A 16,985-nucleotide genomic window follows, 5' to 3' on the forward strand; every position below is an offset into this window, starting at 1 on the left:
TCATGACGGCCACTTCCGTTGAAAGGCCGGATGGCGAAGAATGCATCTATCCCGACCTCACCTGGAGTCCATCGTGTCCAAACAAGCGTTGATCGTCATCGACCTGCAGAACGATTACTTCCCTGAAGGCAAATTCCCGCTATGGAACGCCGACGCCACTCTGGCCAAAACCGAAACTGCGATCGCACAGGCCCAGGCGAAGGACATTCCGGTCGTTCTGATCCAGCACGTTGCTGACAAGACCAAGGGTACTGCACCGTTCTTCAACGAAGCGACGCCAGGCGTCGAAATTCACCCACGCATACTCGCAGCCGCGCCGGATGCACCTGTCGTCATCAAGTCTTTTGCTGACGCGTTCCACCGCACGACACTCGAGGAAACGTTGACGCGACTGGATGCCGAAGAACTTCTGATCTGCGGAATGATGACGCAGAATTGCGTCACGCACACGTCGATCTCGAAGGCAGCGGAGAAGTATTCCGTGAAGATTCTGGCCGATTGCTGCACAACCGTAACCGAGATGATTCACCTGATCGCGCTTAGCGGTGTATCGACGCGTGTTGAATTGGTGCAAGCGAAGGACGTGCTCTGACAGGGCCGCGTTGCCGCGCAAAAAAAAGCGGCCGTTCACAGCGACCGGCCGCTTCACACTTCAGCTTAAGAACTTTAAAACCTGACCACCAGGCTCAAGCAAGATCAAAGCGGTCACTGTTCATCACCTTGTTCCAGACCGCGACAAAGTCATGAACAAACTTCTCCTGCGCGTCCGCGCTCCCATAGACTTCGGAGAAAGCCCGAAGCTGCGAGTGTGAGCCGAAGATCAGATCGACACGTGTACCGGTCCACTTGAGCGCACCCGTTGCACGATCACGACCTTCGAACACATCGTTAGCGTCCGATACTGGCTTCCACTCCGTGCCCATATCGAGCAGATTGACGAAGAAGTCGTTGGTCAGCGCTTCCGGACGCTTCGTGAAGACACCATGTTGGGTCTGACCGAAGTTGGTGTTCAGAACACGCATCCCGCCGAGAAGCACCGTCAGCTCCGGTGCGGTCAGCTTCAGCAATTGCGCCTTGTCCACCAGCAGCGCCTCGGCTGTGACCGTGTATTTGCCCTTCAGATAGTTGCGGAAACCATCGGCAAGCGGTTCGAGCACCGCGAAAGCATCCACATCGGTTTGCGCCTGTGACGCATCCGTGCGGCCCGGTGAAAACGGAACCTTCACGTCGTGGCCGGCATTCTTCGCCGCCTTTTCGACGCCGGCACAACCGGCCAGCACGATCAGGTCGGCGAGCGAAACCTGCTTGCCACCCGCGTGTGCGCCGTTGAACTCGCGCTGGATACCCTCGAGTGTTTCGAGCACCGTCGCCAGTTGAGCCGGCTGATTGACTTCCCAGTCTTTCTGCGGCGCGAGTCGGATGCGAGCACCATTGGCACCGCCACGCTTGTCCGAGCCGCGGAACGTCGACGCCGATGCCCAGGCCGTCGACACCAGTTGCGACACCGGCAGCCCTGAAGCGAGGATCTTGCTCTTGAGCGCGGCGATGTCCTGCTCATCGATCAAGGGATGATTGACCGCAGGCACAGGGTCTTGCCAGAGCAGCTCTTCTTTCGGCACTTCCGGGCCGAGATAACGTGCGAGCGGCCCCATGTCGCGGTGCGTCAGCTTGAACCAGGCTCGCGCAAACGCATCGGCAAACTGGTCCGGATTTTCGAAGAAGCGCCGTGAAATTTTCTCGTAAGCCGGATCGAAACGCAGCGCGAGGTCCGTGGTCAGCATGGACGGCGCACGCGGCTTTGACGGGTCCTGCGGATCGGGCACCGTACCCGCGCCTGCATCGCCCTTCGGCTTCCATTGATGCGCACCGGCCGGGCTCTTCGTCAATTCCCATTCGTAGCCGAACAGATGCGTAAAGAAGTCGTTGCTCCACTTCGTCGGCGTAGTGGTCCAGGTGACTTCCAGACCGCTGGTGATAGCGTCACGGCCCTTGCCGCTGCCGTAGGCGCTCTTCCAGCCAAGCCCCTGCTGCTCGAGCGGGGCCGCTTCCGGCTCGGGGCCCACGAGCGTCGCATCGCCTGCACCGTGGGTTTTGCCGAACGTATGGCCGCCTGCGATTAGCGCCACCGTCTCTTCGTCGTTCATCGCCATGCGGGCAAACGTCTCGCGAATATCGCGGGCGGCCTTGAGCGGATCGGGGTTGCCGTTCGGGCCTTCCGGGTTGACGTAAATCAGGCCCATCTGAACGGCGCCAAGCGGGTTTTCGAGGTCACGGTCGCCGGTATAGCGCTTGTCGTCGAGCCACTTGGTCTCAGTGCCCCAATAGATGTCGTCATCCGGTTCCCACGAGTCCTCGCGGCCGCCGGCGAAGCCGAACGTCTTGAATCCCATCGACTCCAGCGCGACGTTGCCCGTCAGGACAATGAGGTCGGCCCAGGAGATTTTTTTGCCATATTTCTGCTTGACCGGCCAGATCAGCCTGCGCGCCTTGTCGAGGCTCACGTTGTCAGGCCAGCTATTTAGCGGCGCAAAGCGCTGCTGTCCACCGCCGGCACCGCCACGGCCGTCGGCAATGCGGTAGGTGCCGGCACTATGCCATGCCATGCGGATAAACAAAGGTCCGTAATGGCCGAAGTCCGCCGGCCACCAGTCCTTTGAATCGGTCATTACCGCGAGAAGATCTTTCTTGACGGCCGCCAGATCGAGACTCTTGAACGCTTCAGCGTAGTTGAAGTCCTTGTCCATGGGATCGGACAGGGACGAATGCTGGTGCAGGATCTTCAGGCTTAGCTGATTGGGCCACCAGTCTCGGTTCGACGTGCCGCCACCAGCGGTGTGGTTGAACGGGCACTTCGTTTCAGTCGACATGCGCTTTCTCCTTGAGATCGTTTTCACTCAACTGCTCGGCTAAGCTTCGACTACTCAACCCAGTTTAGCGTTCGAGCGCGCACTGCGAGTATTAATTCTTCCAAACGGACTGATAGCCGAAGCAGCAACGGTTTCAAGGTGCAGGTGCAGCAAAATTCCGGCGTCAATCTCGAGACATCGCCCGCTCCCAAAGTGTCAACACGGCTCAACCGCCCGGAACGCCCTGAGGAAATGCACCGAGTTGCCTGAATACCGAAAGCCAGTCTTCGATATGCCAGGTCTTGGCGACCAGGCCATCGCGGATTTCATGAAAGGAATGAATCGCAAATTTCACTGGCTTTGCAGTAGCCTCGATACCGAGCAGCTTGCCTGACTGCGTACCACTCACTTCCGCCCGGACGGCAACGCGATCGCCGTGAATGAGCACGTCCAGCAGCTGAATCGACATGTCGGGCAACGCGCTGTCGATCCTTGCGAAGACCGCGGTCATCTGATCCGGTCCCGGCTGGGCACCTGCAGGCTCGGGAATGTACTCCCAATCGGCAGCGACCACCTGACGCAATAACTCGACGCTCCTGCGCGAAAACGCATCGTAAAGCCGAGCGATCAGGTCCCGGGTTGCCTGCTCATCCAAAACGGTATTCATGGTGACGCCTCCGGGCGACGAGAGTCTCGATTGATCACTGAAACGGAACACACCTGATCCACTACGCAGCGCTCTCCATAAGATAGCGCAATCTGGTCGTCGACGTCACAGCGCGCAGAGCGTTACGCTGCGGGGGCGCTTGCGCGGGCAATCTCGAGAATCAGCGAGGTCATCGCCGAAAGCGGCCGGCCGCGCCGGGTAATGGCGACGATACGCCGGCGCATCACCGGCTCCTCGATCGGAATACGTTTAAGTTCGTATTCGCGCAGCAACTTTTCAGGAATCAGACTGGGCAAGATGCACTGACCGTTGGTCAGCGAAACGAGTTTTAGCATCGCATCCACTGTCTCGACTTCAGCCGCGACAGTGGCATTGAAAGCCCGGCTATGCAGCATACGGCGCAACGCATAGCCTGCGGGAAAGACGACCAGCGGAGGGTCTCTTCGTTCAACGAGACACTGGCGAGTGTCGCAAACCGCGAATTCTCGTGCACCACGAAACTCATTTCCTCCTCGAACAGCGGAGTGATTTCCAGCTCGTCGGAGGCGACCGCCGAATCGTAGACGAAGCCGATCTCCGCGCGGCCCGCCTCGACCAGTTCAACCACGCCGGGCGAGCTGCGTCCGAGCAATGCGACGTTCGCTTTAGGCCGCTGCGCCATGAATCGCGCCACCACCTCGGCCATGAAGTAGTAGCTCAGCGTATGAATGGTTGCGACGTTCAGGCTGCCGGCGGTCACGCCGTGCTGGTCGCGCAACTGTACTAACGTGCTATCGACCAGCTGATACGCCGAGGATGCAGCCTCCAGCAGTTTCTGTCCGGCCTCGGTGGGCTCGACGCCACGCCCGTGCCGCACGAAGAGCGGCTGACCGATGTAGCTCTCGAGGCTCGAAAGCTGCCGGCTCAGACCCGATTGCGTCAGCGATAGCGCCTCGGCCGCAGCGGACAGCGACTTGCTGTTCGCGATCTCAACAAACAGGCGCACCTGGTGATCGACGTTGGCTTTCATTCGGTCTTCCTGGCATTGCGTGCGGCTGAACGGCGCCGCAACCTTTAAGCGATTCGCGCTTCTCCTGCCGGCACTATGCCACGCCTAATGAAACCACCCCCTCACGTCCGGTCCGCCTGACGGCACCAGTAATCGAACGTACCCTTCACGATCGATTGCTTCAGCAGATAATCGTGTGCCTCGGCCGCGAGGTCGTCGGGCACCGGCGTAATCGGACCAAACACACGTGCCCGCACCTGCATGCGAGCTGCCCGCTCCAGGTACACAGCGAGATACGTAGCCTCTTCGACGTACGCACCCGTCGCGAGCTGGCCATGATGTGCCAGCAGAATGCAACGCTTGTCGCCGAGCGCCTTCGAAATGATCACCCCTTCCTGATCGGCGATCGGTACACCGGGCCAGTCGGCCAAAAACGCGCAGTCATTATGCAGGGGGGTCATGTCCATCTGCGCGATCACCAGCGGCTGACGCGCTGCGACCAACGCGGACACATACGGCGAATGCGTGTGGATGATCGCATTCGTCTGCGGCCGCGCTTCGTAGACCCACAGATGAAAACGCGTCGCGGGATTGGCCATTCCCTTGCCGCTGATCGTGTTCAGATCGGCATCGACCTCGATGAAATCGTCGGGCGTCGCTTCATCGAAGCCCAAGCCGAAACGCAGCGTCCAGTAGCATTTCGGCTTGTCTGACCGGGCCGTGATCTGCCCGGCCAGTCCCGCTTCCTGACCCGTCATCGCGAGGATGCGACAGGCGTACGCCAGCCTCTCCTGAAGCGTCCGATCCTGCGGCTTCAGGTTCTCCTTCATTTCCTGAGTCGCACGCTCGTCGAAATACTGTTTTGCTCGCAATTCCATGACTGCCTCCGTCGTCCAAAGTCCGCCAGCCGTCTGAACCTCAAACGCCTTTGATTTCGCCGCCATCCATCCGCAACGCCGAGCCCACCATCCAGCGACCCGCTGGCGACAGCACGAACGCCATCAATTCCGCGATGTCCTCAGGATTGCCGTAACGCGTGATGCCGACTTGCGCCGGAAACTTCTCGAGCGCTTCTTCCAGAGTCATACCGTGAGCCGGCGCGTACTTCTCCATATACGTACGGCGACGATTGGTCATCACCGGGCCGGGCAGCACGCTATTCACCTGCACGCCATCCGCAATGCCGCGATCTGCGAAAGCCTTGGCCATCGCGACGATCGCCGCGTTGACTGTCCCAACCGCGCCGTAACCCGACTTCGGAGCCTGGGCCGAATTTCCCGATGTGAAAATGACCGAGCCTTCCGACTTCTTGAGCGACTCCCACGCGTGAACCGCGAGCCGCCGCGCGCCATGCAATTTCAGCGCAAAACCGTCGTCCCACTGCTCGTCCGTCATGTCGAGCACATCGATCTGAGGAACCGCGCCGGCGATATTGACCACCGCGTCGATACGCCCGAACTTCGCCAGTGTCTGGTCGACGGTTTCCTTGGCGGCGGCCGGTATGCGCAGGTCCGCGCCCAGCGGCAGCGGTTCGGCGCCCGCGGCGCGCACCGCCTCGGCGGTCTCTTCCAACAACTCCGTGCTGCGGGCCACCAACACCAGCCCGCCAAAGTCTTTAGCGAGGCGAATTGCGGTTGCCCGTCCGATCCCACGGCTGGCCCCAGTTACGATCGCGATACGATTGCTCATGTCGAATTCCTCCGGTTGGTTTAACGCGTTTCATTGCGCCGTCACGTCTCGGCGCTTGAGACCAGTATCGGACAAGGAGCCATGACGAGCTATGCAGTTGGGTTCATACCTGCTATGACAGACCGACCCTGCCGTCCACGTGATTCCCAGGGTTTTCCGAAAGACACGGCCCGGCCCGATGCGCTCCGGGCCCAATGCGCTCTAGAATGGCAATTCGCCTTCCCGTATGGCGGTTGCGCTGCTCAGAGGGCGCCTATATTCACAAGCCTCTACAAGCCGAACGGAATAACAGCATGTCAAACCACTCATCCCCCGACAGTCCTCAGAATGGTTCACCGTCACGCCTGCGCAGCCGCCGCTGGTTCGACGATCCCGCCGATCCGGGCATGACGGCGCTGTATCTCGAGCGCTACATGAACTACGGGATTACCCGAGAGGAGCTGCAGTCGGGCAAACCGATCATCGGGATTGCGCAGACAGGGTCGGACCTTGCGCCGTGTAACCGCCACCATCTCGAGCTGGCGACCCGTGTGCGCGACGGCATTCGTGACGCCGGCGGCATCCCCCTTGAGTTTCCGGTCCATCCGATCCAGGAGACGGGCAAGCGCCCCACTGCCGCGCTCGACCGCAATCTGGCGTACCTCGGCCTCGTCGAAATCCTGCACGGCTATCCCATCGACGGTGTCGTGCTCACCACCGGTTGCGACAAAACCACGCCAGCGTGCCTGATGGCGGCGGCGACCGTGAATATCCCGGCCATCGTGCTCTCGGGCGGCCCGATGCTCGACGGCTGGTGGCACGGCAAGCTCGCAGGTTCCGGCACGGTCATCTGGGACGCGCGCAAGCGCCTCGCCGGCGGAGAGATCGACTACGAGGAATTCATGAACATGGTGTCCTCGTCGGCACCCTCCGTCGGCCATTGCAATACGATGGGCACCGCCCTGTCGATGAACTCGCTCGCCGAAGCATTGGGTATGTCGCTGCCGGGCTGCGCGGCGATTCCGGCGCCGCATCGCGAGCGCGGCTGGATGGCGTATCGCACGGGCAAACGCATCGTCGAGATGGTCGCGGAGAATCTGCGCCCGTCGGATGTCATGACCAAAGAGGCTTTCGAAAACGCGGTCGTGGCCGCTGCCGCACTTGGTGCATCGTCAAACTGTCCGATCCATATGGTCGCGATCGCCCGGCACATGGGCGTCGAACATTCGCTCGACGACTGGCAACGACTGGGACCGGACGTTCCGCTGCTTGTCGATTGCCAGCCGGCCGGCCGCTTTCTGGGCGAAGCATTCCATCGCGCAGGTGGCGTCCCCGGCGTGATGCGCGAGCTGCTCAACGCGGGCAAGCTGAACGGCGACGTACGTACGGTTTCCGGCCGCACGCTTGCCGAGGATCTCGCGGAAGTCGTCGAGCCCGATCGCGAAGTGATCCGCAGCTACCAGCAGCCGCTCAAGGAAGCAGCGGGTTACGTGGTGATGTCCGGCAATCTGTTCGACAGCGCCGTGATGAAAATCAGCGTGATCGACCAGGCGTTCCGCAAACGCTTCCTCGCCGATCCTGAGCATCCCGATGTGTTCGAAGGGAAAGCGATCGTATTCGAAGGGCCGGAGGACTATCACGCGCGCATCGAAGATCCGCAACTGGGCGTCGACGAGCGCTCTATCCTCGTGATTCGCAACTGCGGGCCGGTCGGTTATCCGGGCGGTGCCGAAGTGGTCAACATGCAGCCGCCTGCGGCGTTGCTCAAGCAAGGCGTCGACACGCTGCCGACTCTCGGCGACGGCCGTCAAAGCGGTACCTCGGCCACGCCTTCGATTCTCAACGTTTCGCCGGAAGCGGCAGTCGGCGGCGGGCTTGCGTTGCTGCAAACCGGCGATCGGGTCCGCATCGACCTGAACTCGCGCAAGGTCGACGTGATGATCCCCGAGAGCGAACTGGCAGCACGCCGCGCACAGTGGAAAGCGCCTGTTCTGCAGAACAAAACGCCGTGGGAAGAGATCTATCGCAGCATGGTAGGTCAGCAGGCGAGCGGCGCATGCCTCGAGCCGGCAACGCTGTATCTCAACATCCTGGAAACGCGCGGCGAATCGCGCCATAACCACTGATAAGGACGCGCCGATACGGCTACCAGCAAGCAGTCGTGCCGGCGCACCTTCTTCTTTAGAACCCCTGGAACGACTCTTCGAGCATGTCCCGATAGTCCGCAGGGCTTGCCTCGCGCGGATTAGTCTTGTGACTATGATCGGCGAGTGCGCCTTCGATAATCCTGTCGAACTGCTCGCGCTCGACCCCAAGCGTCGACAAACGAGTCGGCAGCCCCAGGTCGGCCGTCATGCGCGCAATCGCGCTTTCTACGTTCGCTGGCGATTCCAGCCCCATTGCGCCTGCTAACCGCACCATTTTCCCTTCGCCCTGGACTGTAGGGGCTTCGCGATTGAAGCGGATCACCGCGGGAAGAAAGATCGCGTTCAACGTTCCGTGATGCAGTTTCGGATTGATGCCGCCCAGCGAGTGGCTCAGGCTATGGACACATCCCAGCCCTTTCTGGAACGCAAGCGCTCCCTGCAATGAAGCACTCATCATGTTCAGACGTGCGGCGACGTTGCTGCCGTCACGCGTTGCAATCTCGATGTGACGCCATGCACGCCAAAGTCCGTCGAGGGCGATGCCATCGGCGGGCGGGTTAAACGCGGGCGACAGGAAGGTCTCGATGCAATGGGCAATGGCATCCATTCCCGTTGCTGCGGTGAGTTGCGCGGGCAACCCTAACGTGAGTTGCGGATCGCAGATTGCGGAACGGGGCACGACGTAGGGGGAAATGATGCCGAGCTTGCGGCCGTCATCGAGAATCAGGATGGCGCCGCGCCCCACTTCGCTGCCAGTGCCGGCAGTCGTTGGGACTGCGATAACCGGCGCCGTAGCCGATGTGATGCGCTGCAAGCCACCTTCGATAAGCGCGAACTGGCGCAAAGGTCCTTCGTGGGTCGCGCACACTGCGACGCCCTTGGCCAGATCGATCGAACTGCCTCCTCCTACCGCGATGACGCCATCGCACTGATTCTCCTTGTACATCGCGACAGCGGCCCGCACAGCCCGTTCGTTGGGGTTAGGAGGGGTGTCCAGAAAGATAGGGGGCTCGTGATCTGCCTGAAGAGCAATGAGCACCCTGTCGATGAGGCCCGCGGCTTTCACGCCCGCGTCGGAGACGATCAGAGGACGTTTGATGCCGATCCGTGTGCATTCGTCAGGCAGTTTCGCAATCGCGCCGAAATCGAACTGGATCTGCGTGATGTAATTGATGAGCGACATGGATCGGAAGCCTCCAGAGTGGGGTTCGTGGCGACCGGCGGCACGGGATGAACAACGCGGCAGAGTGCATCGACTACATGGAAGTCGCAAAACATTGTCGCACCTTCTGGCTCAAGCATCCTCAGACCTTTTCGCAGATAGCCTGGATAAGCGCCGCACGCCCCTCGCTCAGATTGCGGCGAAGGTTGACGGTCGCTTGCCCGAACTCGGGCCCCATCACAGTGCCGAGTGCGAGCAGGGGTGGCGTCGAAGACTGCTTGCGTTCGGCTTCGCGCTCCAGAAACCAGCTGATCCCGGCTTCCGTGCAGTCGGTCCAAGACGTGATGCGGAACCCCTCCTTAGCGAGAACAGTGCGCATCTCGTCCGCCGTCACCAGGAAGCTTGACTCAGGCACGCTCGCCCACGGCACAGGGAAATGCAGGGGTTCGTTGGATGCAGCGATGACATCGAAGATGGCGAAATGGCCGCCAGAACGTAAAACGCGGCATGTTTCACCGTAAAGCGCAGCGCGGTCGCTAATGTTCATGGCAACGTGCTGCGTCCACGCGAGATCGAAAGCGTCGGCGGGGAACGGCAGCGAGAGCGCATTGCCGCGCTGATACGTGACCTTGCCTCCGAGACCCGAACGCTCGGCCAGAAACGTAGCAGCCTCGACGAACGACTGACTGAGGTCGACGCCGTGCACCGTGCAGCCATAGGTTTCCGCCAGATAGCGCGACGGGCCGCCCAGCCCGGATCCGATATCGACAACACGGGTCGCCTCGGTGATCGGCAGGGCCTTCGCCAGTTCTACGGTGGCCGCGAGGCCGCGCGAATGAAACTGGTCAAGTTGAGCAAGATCTCGCGCAGAGAGTTGTTTCTCGCCGAGTCCGCTTTTGGCCAGAGCCGAGCGAAGGTGCTCGACCAGGCTCTCGCGCTCGTAATGCCGGGTGATCTCTGCTGCGTCGTCCATCTTCGTACTCCTTGGTGATGCACATCTTGATGCGGCTACGGATGCCGTAATTGCAGGCGATCCATCATCGGTGAAATCTCATCGAACGGTTCTTCAACGAGATCCGACACGTCAAACGGATCGCCATACGCTCACGGCTTATGACTTCACTGACTTCACTTGTTCTGGATCAGCATGCCAAGCGGGGCCAGCGGGCCGACCGGCAACAGTTCGTAGCTCATGACGCCGTCAGCCACGAGCGGCAACGTATCGAGCGTCGCCTTGGCTTGCTCGACCGATTCGACGTTCATCAGAAAGATCGGACCGCCCTTCTCACGAAACCAGAACTGCTCGACCTTGCCGTCGAGATAGAGCTTGAGTGTGGCCGGAACTTCGTTTGGCATATGCTGCTGGAGCTTCTCCGGTGTGAGGGTCGGCTTGGCGGATGCGATGGCAAAAACTTTCATGGATAACTCCTGGTTCAACGTTCATTGACAGAGACTGCGTGTTCATTGCTGCAAACAGCGCGATCGAGTCTAGTCTCTGAACCCCAGAACTCACACAGTCACAAACGCCAACTTTAGAGCCATTCGCGCCAGGCGCATCCGCGTGTCAGAGCAGGTCGGAACGGAGGTCGCGCACACCCCGTCCCAGACGTTGGCGCAGCAGCGTACGCAATGTCGCACCGTCGCCGTAGCCGACTTCGCTTGCGATCGCTTCGAGGTCGAGGCGTCCCCCGCGCAGAAGCGATTGTGCGTGCTCGACTCGCAGGTCCTGGAAGTACGCAAGCGGCGATTTGCCAAGCACCTCCTGGCAACGGCGCTGCAGCGAGCGCGTGCTCGTCGCGAGTGCGCTGGCAGCTTCCTGGAGCGAAAAGCCCGAGCGAAGATTTTTCCGCGACCACTGTTCGAAGCGTTGAATCAGCGGATCTGCCTGCGCGAGGTGATTGGGAATGATGTACGGCGCCTGCGAGGAGCGTATGTCGGCCAGCAGATAACGCGAGACGAGCGTGGCCAACTCGGGGCTCGCGCGCCGTATCAGCCAGAGAGCGAGATCGAGATGTCCCAAAGCCGCGCCGGCTGTCACACCTACATCCGACGGCACAAGCATGCGAGACTCGTCGAGCGACACATTGGGGTAGCGTTGTCGAAACAGCGGGCCGAGCCACCACGTCGTCGTCGCTTCCTGCTGATCGAGAAGTCCGGTTTCCGCCACAAGAAATGTTCCGATACAGGACGCGGCGATCAGCGCTCCTTCGGCATGCCATTTCAGCAGTTGCGCTTTGGCCTGAACCACATCCGGTCTCGTGAGAGCGGGAATGAGCTGCTCAGGCGTGCCAGTGCTCAATGCCGGAACAACTACCCAGTCCGGTTTCAAACCTGCCGTTACGGGTTGCACAGGTATCGTCAGCCCTTGTCCGGACCGAACCCGCTTGCGCACGCCTACGATCGATACATCGAAACGCGGTGTGCCACCTAGTTGCGTGGCCGAGAATTTGTTGGCGAGCCCGAACGCGTCGAGCATGACAGTGAGCCCCGTATCGAAGAGCCCTTCAAGAGCGAGCACAGAAATGCGCATGGCGTAAATACCTCCAAAGCCGGTATTTGCGACTCTACCAGCTATCACCTTCATGCGTATCCGGCGAGCCAGACATGCACATACGCAACAAGCGAAGGCCTTTACAACGCAGCTCTGCGCAAGCACAGTGGTGAGGTCAATGACGCCAAAGCAGCCTTAGGCGTCGAGCCTGGACTATCAAAAACGGAGACAACGAAATGGATCTGAATTTACGCGGTAAGGTGGCTGTATTGACGGGAGCCAGCGTGGGTATCGGGCTGGCTGTGGCAGAGGCGTTCGCAGCGGAAGGCACGCATCTTCTGCTCGTGGCGCGCAATGAGGAGCGCCTGTCCGCTGCCGCAGCAGGCATCGCAACGAAGTTCGGCGTGACCGCTGTGCCGGTCGCTTGCGATGTGTCGACTTCGGCAGGCGTCGACAAACTGGTTGCCGCCGCGAAGGAAAATTTCGGTGGCGCGGATATTGTCTTCAATAACGCGGGCACGGGCAGCAACGAAACGATCATGAACGCGCCCGATGAAAAGTGGCTCGCGTACTGGGACCTTCATGTGATGGCTGCAGTGCGCATCGCACGTGGCCTCGTACCTTTGATGAAAGCACGCGGCGGCGGCACGATCCTGAACAACGCATCGATTTGCGCAACACAGCCGCTCGGCTACGAGCCGATCTATAACGTGACGAAAGCGGCGTTGATGATGTTGTCGAAGAATATGGCGAACGAATTCATACAGGACAACATCCGCGTGAATACGATTAACCCGGGGCTCGTGCTCACACCCGACTGGATCAAGACCGCCAGGCAGTTGACGCAGGATTCAGGCGGCGATTGGGAGGGACATCTGCAGCAGGTCGCGGATGAGCATGCGCCTATCCGCAGGTTTGCGTCTCCGGAAGAGTTGGCCAACTTTATTGTGTTTCTTTGTTCCGACAAGGCTAGCTACAGCGTCGGGTCGACCTACTTTGTCGATGGTGGGATGTTGAGGACGGTTTAGGGAGACTGCATGCGCCATGCAAGTGCAAGCAACAATCGACGCGCCCGGCGCTAGACAACCATTAAATTAGCTGGCAGGATTCATCCATCGCGGATGAATCCGCCGATTCTTCGTTGAATTTAACCCCAACACAATGCAAGCTAGCCAAGTCCTCCTTCGTTCGATGCGTATGCCCCTGGCAGGTTCTCCCCCCAGGCGCTGAGGGCTTTTTTGCTTCTGAAAAAGGGACGCCGCAGGCGTCCCTTTTCTTTTTTGGAGCGGCAATGTCATACCGATACATCACCACGCCGATTTACTACGTAAACGATCGGCCGCATCTGGGCCATGCTTACGCCAGCGTGCATGCTGACATCATGGCCCGCTACCTGCGTGCTGCCGGTCACCAGGTCCTGCTGCTAACGGGCGCCGACGAGCACGGCGAGAAGATCGCCAAGGCCGCCCTGCAGGCCAACGAGGCGCCACAAGTGTTTGTGGAACGCCACGCACAGAGCTTCAAGGAAGCGTGGCGGCGCCTCGCAGTCAAGCCCGACATATTCGTTCGCACCACGAACCCCGCGCACGCCAGGGTGGTGTCCGATTGCCTGACACGGCTCTTTAATGCAGGGGATATCTACCTGGCGGACTACGAGGGGCTTTATTCGATCGGTCAGGAGCGCTTTGTCACTGAGAAGGAACTGGTGGATGGCAAACTTCCTGAAGACAAGGAACCGCCTGTGTTGCGGCGCGAACCCAATTATTTCTTCCGCATGGAAGCGCATCGCGAATGGATGCGTCAGCTGTTGCTGGACACGCCAGACCTGATTCAGCCCGTGCAATACCGCAACGAGATATTGAAGCTGCTGGAACAGCCGATAGGTGACCTGAGTATTTCGCGTCCCGTGGATCGTCTCGACTGGGGCATCCCGATTCCGTGGGATGCCGGACATGTTACGTACGTATGGTTCGACGCGCTCCTCAGCTACGTTTCGCCACTGGGTTATCCCGACCAGCCTGCCTTCGCTGATTACTGGCCGTCGGTGCGGCATGTGATCGGCAAGGACATCCTGCGCACGCACACGCTCTTCTGGTTGAGCATGACCCATGCATTGGGAATCGCGCCGTATCAGCGCTTGCATGTTTCCGGACACCTGCTCGGTTCCGATGGCCGCAAGATGAGCAAGTCGCTCGGCAATGGCGTCGATCCGCTGGAGGCCGCCGATACCTACGGTGTCGATACGCTGCGCTACACGCTAATCCGGGAGGTCAGCTTCGGCTTCGACGGAATCGTTAGTAACGCAGTGATCGAACAACGCCTGAATCGGGATCTCGCCGACGATCTGGGCAATCTGGCCGCGCGCACGCTGGCCATGGCGATGAAATATCGCGGCGGGACGGTGCCTGCGCCGAAGGCCTATGAAGCGCGCGAGGAAGCGATCATCGGCTGGTCGAACGAACTGCCCGGCATCGTTCTGGCGCTAGTGGAAGAAATGAAACTGAGTCGCGCGGTGGAACAGGTAATGGATTTCGTCAAACACCTGAACGGCTACGTTGCGAGCAGCGCGCCATGGGCACTGGCAAAGGATTCCAACGCGTCGGACCAGTTGGATACGGTGCTCTATACGCTGTTAGAAGCGCTTTGCAGCGTCAGCAATCTTTTGCATCCTGTGATGCCGGGCAAGATGGAGGAGTTGCGAGGCTTGCTTGGGGTTTCCGCCGAAGCGCAGTGGAATCTGCCTTGGGGTCATGGCGTAAGACCGGGGACGCAGGTCAAGGAAGGCATCCTGTTTCCAAAGCGGCCGGGCGCTGAACACCCGGACTAGCCATTTGATCTGATCTGTTCAATCCGCAATCCACCGTCTTTATCAGAACGGTGTTTGCGGATCTGCACAGCAATCAAAGGTACCGGTTCAAGCCCGACGGCTCACTGCGCGCTGAGTCTCCCGCGCATCAGGAACTGTTATTTGAGCGTTCGGGCGTACAACGCGAACAGCTCCTTCCAGCCCCGCTCGGCCGCCTCTGCGTCGTAGACGGGCATGTCCGGCTTCATCCAGCCGTGCGCCTTGCCTTTGTACAGTTCGCTCTTGTGCTTCACGTCCGCGGCGCCCAGCGCGGCTTCGAAGCGCTCGCCCATTTCGGGTGGGAAGCTGTGATCGTTGTCGGCAATGCCGATGTACAACTCGGCCTTGATCTTGTCGAGAAGCAGGTGGGGACTCGTCGGCTGGTCGGTCGCGAGATTGCCGCCGTGGAAGCTCGCCGCCGCAACAATGCGATCCGGGTAGTAAGCCGCCGCCGTGAGTGCCATGCCGCCGCCCATGCAGAAACCGACGGTGCCAATCTTCTTACCGGCCACATCAGCGCGTGTATCGAGGTATTCGATAAAGGCCGCGGTGTCTTCAGCGGCTTTGTGGTTGTCGCTGCTCGCCATCATGGGCCCAACGGTGGCACGGAAGTCGCCCTTCAGCACTTCCTTGGGGTCGAGCGGCCCGTAAGCTCCGAAGCGGTAAAACAGGTCGGGCAGAAGCACAACGTACCCTTTGCTCGCCACGTGCTTTGCCATCTGGAGCATGCCTGGCCGGATGCCAAACGCGTCCATGTAGAAGATCACAGCGGGCCATTTGCCCTCGCCTTCAGGCGTCAGGACCCACGCCTTACAGGGACCTTCCTTTTCCTGAATGGTGACTTGTGATTCGCTCATGCTCTACGCCTCCGTGTGTGTTCGCCGCGGGTTTCCGACATCGGCCCAATGATCACGGCGATCATGGTTATTCAGGGAAAACTTAATTGTAACGGGGATCGTCATTACAAGCATGGGCGGACGGCGCCTTCAATCATCTGATGCGACAATATCCGCCACTATATTTCTTTCCTGATCTGTTCCGCGAAGGCGCGAATCACTTCATCGTTTCGCATCACAAACATCCACTGACCGACGCGCGTCGAAACAAGCAGTCCGGCGTCGATCAGGGTCGCGAGGTGGGCCGACACGGTCGATTGGGATAGCCCACTGCGCGCGTGAATTGCGTTTAAAGGTACCCCGCATCCAAGATCGATTCGACTTCGCAAAAAGTATTCTTCTGGCGTCTTTAACCATCTCAAGATCTCGCGCCGGAACGGATTTGCGAGTGCCTTATGGATCAGGTTTTCGTCAACCATACATTTCATTTCGACCATCGGCTCGTGAAAGGCAGATCCGTCACATTCGACGATAGGGTCCCGGGTCATGACTGCCTCGACAATGACCGTGCGAGGCTCGTGGCGAATTCGTCGCCAAGATCCTCCCTGACCAGGGCCAACGCGACCCGCATACCGTCACTGACGCCGCGCGACGAGTGGAGGTTGCCGTCCTTCACGCAGCCTTGATTGCTCATGACGTGTACCAAGGGGTAGTCGCTGGAGAGCCGTTCGGCGTCGCGCCAATGCGTGGTCAGCGAGCGATGGTCGGCGAGGCCGGCGCGCGCGATTAAAAAGGCCCCATTGGACACCGACGCGAGCCTTCGCACCCGACGGCCGGCGTCACTGAGCCACTCCACCAGCTCGCGATGCGCGTGCCTCGGGCCAACCACCGGCGAACCCGGCACTACGACGATGTCAAATGGAGCGCTCACATCCAGCAGACACTCAGTCGTGCTAACCGCCACGCCACTCGAGCACACCACCGGCCCTCGGGACGGCCCCACGAGATGCTGCTCGTACATCGTTGCGCCGCACAAGCGATTCGCTTCGTGGAAAACCTCCATCGGGCCCGTCACTTCGAGCAGCCGAAATCCTGCGTAGAGCATCATTGCAACATGCATGCGCCGTCACTCCTGTCCCTGGTTGTCGTCCCGTGTCAACGTAGACCGCGATGAAGGGGCGGCTATAGCCGAATCCATGGGATAAAGTTTAATCAGACGGCATGGGAGAGGAAACACGCGGATGGCACGATACCGGGCCAATCAACGCGAGATTTGGGCCAGGCACGGCTGGACGCCCGTCCGCTTGTTACACGGCTGCAAAAGTCAATTACCGG

17 protein-coding genes are annotated in these 16,985 nt (G+C 60.1%); 4 read left to right on the forward strand and 13 right to left on the reverse strand.

The genetic code is table 11. From position 1 onward, the window contains the following. Positions 1-73 precede the first annotated feature (73 nt). Positions 74-592, forward strand: coding sequence for a cysteine hydrolase family protein (locus BUS06_RS21600; protein ID WP_074266477.1), 519 nt, complete (start codon positions 74-76; stop codon positions 590-592). A gap of 94 nt (positions 593-686) precedes the next feature. Here the strand turns inward: BUS06_RS21600 and katG are convergent, their stop codons facing one another. The 6 genes from katG to BUS06_RS21625 all read right to left on the reverse strand — a co-directional run bounded on the left by katG (position 687) and on the right by BUS06_RS21625 (position 6,190). Further along, the gene (gene katG / locus BUS06_RS21605; protein ID WP_074266478.1) at positions 687-2,867 is read right to left on the reverse strand and encodes a catalase/peroxidase HPI; all 2,181 of its coding nucleotides are present in this window, start codon (positions 2,865-2,867) and stop codon (positions 687-689) included. 205 nt (positions 2,868-3,072) lie between these two features. Further along, positions 3,073-3,564: an ester cyclase gene (locus tag BUS06_RS21610; RefSeq protein ID WP_254368929.1), complete on the reverse strand. Its 492-nt coding sequence runs from the start codon at positions 3,562-3,564 to the stop codon at positions 3,073-3,075. A gap of 71 nt (positions 3,565-3,635) precedes the next feature. Continuing rightward, positions 3,636-3,908: a LysR substrate-binding domain-containing protein gene (locus BUS06_RS38275; protein WP_254368930.1), complete on the reverse strand. Its 273-nt coding sequence runs from the start codon at positions 3,906-3,908 to the stop codon at positions 3,636-3,638. Then, complete coding sequence (locus BUS06_RS21615; protein ID WP_254368931.1) at positions 3,842-4,522, reverse strand: LysR family transcriptional regulator; 681 nt, start codon at positions 4,520-4,522, stop codon at positions 3,842-3,844. Before BUS06_RS21615 ends, BUS06_RS38275 begins: the two co-directional genes overlap by 67 nt. A 101-nt stretch (positions 4,523-4,623) precedes the next feature. Continuing rightward, positions 4,624-5,379: an aldolase gene (locus tag BUS06_RS21620; RefSeq protein WP_074266480.1), complete on the reverse strand. Its 756-nt coding sequence runs from the start codon at positions 5,377-5,379 to the stop codon at positions 4,624-4,626. Between the two features lie 40 nt (positions 5,380-5,419). Then, positions 5,420-6,190 (reverse strand): SDR family oxidoreductase, encoded by a 771-nt coding sequence (locus tag BUS06_RS21625; RefSeq protein WP_074266481.1) that lies wholly within the window; start codon positions 6,188-6,190, stop codon positions 5,420-5,422. A 293-nt stretch (positions 6,191-6,483) separates the two neighbouring features. Between BUS06_RS21625 and BUS06_RS21630 the strand changes: the two genes are divergently transcribed. Further along, a complete protein-coding gene (locus tag BUS06_RS21630; RefSeq protein WP_074266482.1) occupies positions 6,484-8,295 on the forward strand; it encodes an IlvD/Edd family dehydratase in 1,812 nt (603 codons plus the stop codon). A gap of 55 nt (positions 8,296-8,350) precedes the next feature. Here the strand turns inward: BUS06_RS21630 and BUS06_RS21635 are convergent, their stop codons facing one another. From BUS06_RS21635 to BUS06_RS21650, 4 genes are all read right to left on the reverse strand, one after another. Further along, complete coding sequence (locus tag BUS06_RS21635) at positions 8,351-9,499, reverse strand: iron-containing alcohol dehydrogenase (protein WP_074266483.1); 1,149 nt, start codon at positions 9,497-9,499, stop codon at positions 8,351-8,353. A 121-nt stretch (positions 9,500-9,620) separates the two neighbouring features. After that, the gene (locus tag BUS06_RS21640; protein ID WP_074266484.1) at positions 9,621-10,451 is read right to left on the reverse strand and encodes a class I SAM-dependent methyltransferase; all 831 of its coding nucleotides are present in this window, start codon (positions 10,449-10,451) and stop codon (positions 9,621-9,623) included. Between the two features lie 155 nt (positions 10,452-10,606). Continuing rightward, positions 10,607-10,897, reverse strand: coding sequence for a hypothetical protein (locus BUS06_RS21645; RefSeq protein ID WP_074266485.1), 291 nt, complete (start codon positions 10,895-10,897; stop codon positions 10,607-10,609). Positions 10,898-11,042: 145 nt separating this feature from the next. Continuing rightward, on the reverse strand, positions 11,043-12,008 hold the full coding sequence (locus BUS06_RS21650; RefSeq protein ID WP_074266486.1) for a GlxA family transcriptional regulator: 966 nt from the start codon (positions 12,006-12,008) through the stop codon (positions 11,043-11,045). A gap of 197 nt (positions 12,009-12,205) precedes the next feature. On the opposite strand from BUS06_RS21650, the gene BUS06_RS21655 reads away from it, so the two are divergent. Both BUS06_RS21655 and metG read left to right on the forward strand, forming a co-directional pair. Continuing rightward, a complete protein-coding gene (locus tag BUS06_RS21655) occupies positions 12,206-12,997 on the forward strand; it encodes an SDR family NAD(P)-dependent oxidoreductase (RefSeq protein ID WP_074266487.1) in 792 nt (263 codons plus the stop codon). Between the two features lie 263 nt (positions 12,998-13,260). Further along, positions 13,261-14,796, forward strand: coding sequence for a methionine--tRNA ligase (gene metG / locus BUS06_RS21660; protein ID WP_074266488.1), 1,536 nt, complete (start codon positions 13,261-13,263; stop codon positions 14,794-14,796). Between the two features lie 137 nt (positions 14,797-14,933). On the opposite strand, the gene BUS06_RS21665 is transcribed toward metG, so the two are convergent. The 3 genes from BUS06_RS21665 to BUS06_RS21675 all read right to left on the reverse strand — a co-directional run bounded on the left by BUS06_RS21665 (position 14,934) and on the right by BUS06_RS21675 (position 16,770). Further along, positions 14,934-15,671, reverse strand: coding sequence for a dienelactone hydrolase family protein (locus BUS06_RS21665; protein ID WP_074266489.1), 738 nt, complete (start codon positions 15,669-15,671; stop codon positions 14,934-14,936). Positions 15,672-15,829: 158 nt separating this feature from the next. Then, positions 15,830-16,129, reverse strand: a complete 300-nt coding sequence (locus tag BUS06_RS21670; RefSeq protein WP_074269227.1) for an ArsR/SmtB family transcription factor — start codon at positions 16,127-16,129, stop codon at positions 15,830-15,832. A gap of 65 nt (positions 16,130-16,194) precedes the next feature. Next, positions 16,195-16,770 (reverse strand): AraC family transcriptional regulator, encoded by a 576-nt coding sequence (locus tag BUS06_RS21675; RefSeq protein ID WP_074266490.1) that lies wholly within the window; start codon positions 16,768-16,770, stop codon positions 16,195-16,197. Positions 16,771-16,985: the final 215 nt, after the last annotated feature.

Origin of the sequence: Paraburkholderia phenazinium (assembly GCF_900141745.1) — a bacterium.
Lineage (GTDB): Bacteria > Pseudomonadota > Gammaproteobacteria > Burkholderiales > Burkholderiaceae > Paraburkholderia > Paraburkholderia phenazinium_B.

Excerpts from the sequence above, each read along its gene's own strand:
- BUS06_RS21665 (WP_074266489.1), bottom strand. The coding sequence starts at position 15,671 with ATGAGCGAATCACAAGTCACCATTCAGGAAAAGGAAGGTCCCTGTAAG.
- BUS06_RS21625 (WP_074266481.1), bottom strand. The coding sequence starts at position 6,190 with ATGAGCAATCGTATCGCGATCGTAACTGGGGCCAGCCGTGGGATCGGA.
- BUS06_RS21645 (WP_074266485.1), bottom strand. The coding sequence starts at position 10,897 with ATGAAAGTTTTTGCCATCGCATCCGCCAAGCCGACCCTCACACCGGAG.
- BUS06_RS21670 (WP_074269227.1), bottom strand. The coding sequence starts at position 16,129 with ATGGTTGACGAAAACCTGATCCATAAGGCACTCGCAAATCCGTTCCGG.
- BUS06_RS21640 (WP_074266484.1), bottom strand. The coding sequence starts at position 10,451 with ATGGACGACGCAGCAGAGATCACCCGGCATTACGAGCGCGAGAGCCTG.
- katG (WP_074266478.1), bottom strand. The coding sequence starts at position 2,867 with ATGTCGACTGAAACGAAGTGCCCGTTCAACCACACCGCTGGTGGCGGC.
- BUS06_RS38275 (WP_254368930.1), bottom strand. The coding sequence starts at position 3,908 with ATGCTGCATAGCCGGGCTTTCAATGCCACTGTCGCGGCTGAAGTCGAG.
- BUS06_RS21655 (WP_074266487.1), top strand. The coding sequence starts at position 12,206 with ATGGATCTGAATTTACGCGGTAAGGTGGCTGTATTGACGGGAGCCAGC.
- BUS06_RS21615 (WP_254368931.1), bottom strand. The coding sequence starts at position 4,522 with ATGAAAGCCAACGTCGATCACCAGGTGCGCCTGTTTGTTGAGATCGCG.
- BUS06_RS21620 (WP_074266480.1), bottom strand. The coding sequence starts at position 5,379 with ATGGAATTGCGAGCAAAACAGTATTTCGACGAGCGTGCGACTCAGGAA.
- BUS06_RS21635 (WP_074266483.1), bottom strand. The coding sequence starts at position 9,499 with ATGTCGCTCATCAATTACATCACGCAGATCCAGTTCGATTTCGGCGCG.
- BUS06_RS21630 (WP_074266482.1), top strand. The coding sequence starts at position 6,484 with ATGTCAAACCACTCATCCCCCGACAGTCCTCAGAATGGTTCACCGTCA.
- BUS06_RS21650 (WP_074266486.1), bottom strand. The coding sequence starts at position 12,008 with ATGCGCATTTCTGTGCTCGCTCTTGAAGGGCTCTTCGATACGGGGCTC.
- BUS06_RS21675 (WP_074266490.1), bottom strand. The coding sequence starts at position 16,770 with ATGCATGTTGCAATGATGCTCTACGCAGGATTTCGGCTGCTCGAAGTG.
- metG (WP_074266488.1), top strand. The coding sequence starts at position 13,261 with ATGTCATACCGATACATCACCACGCCGATTTACTACGTAAACGATCGG.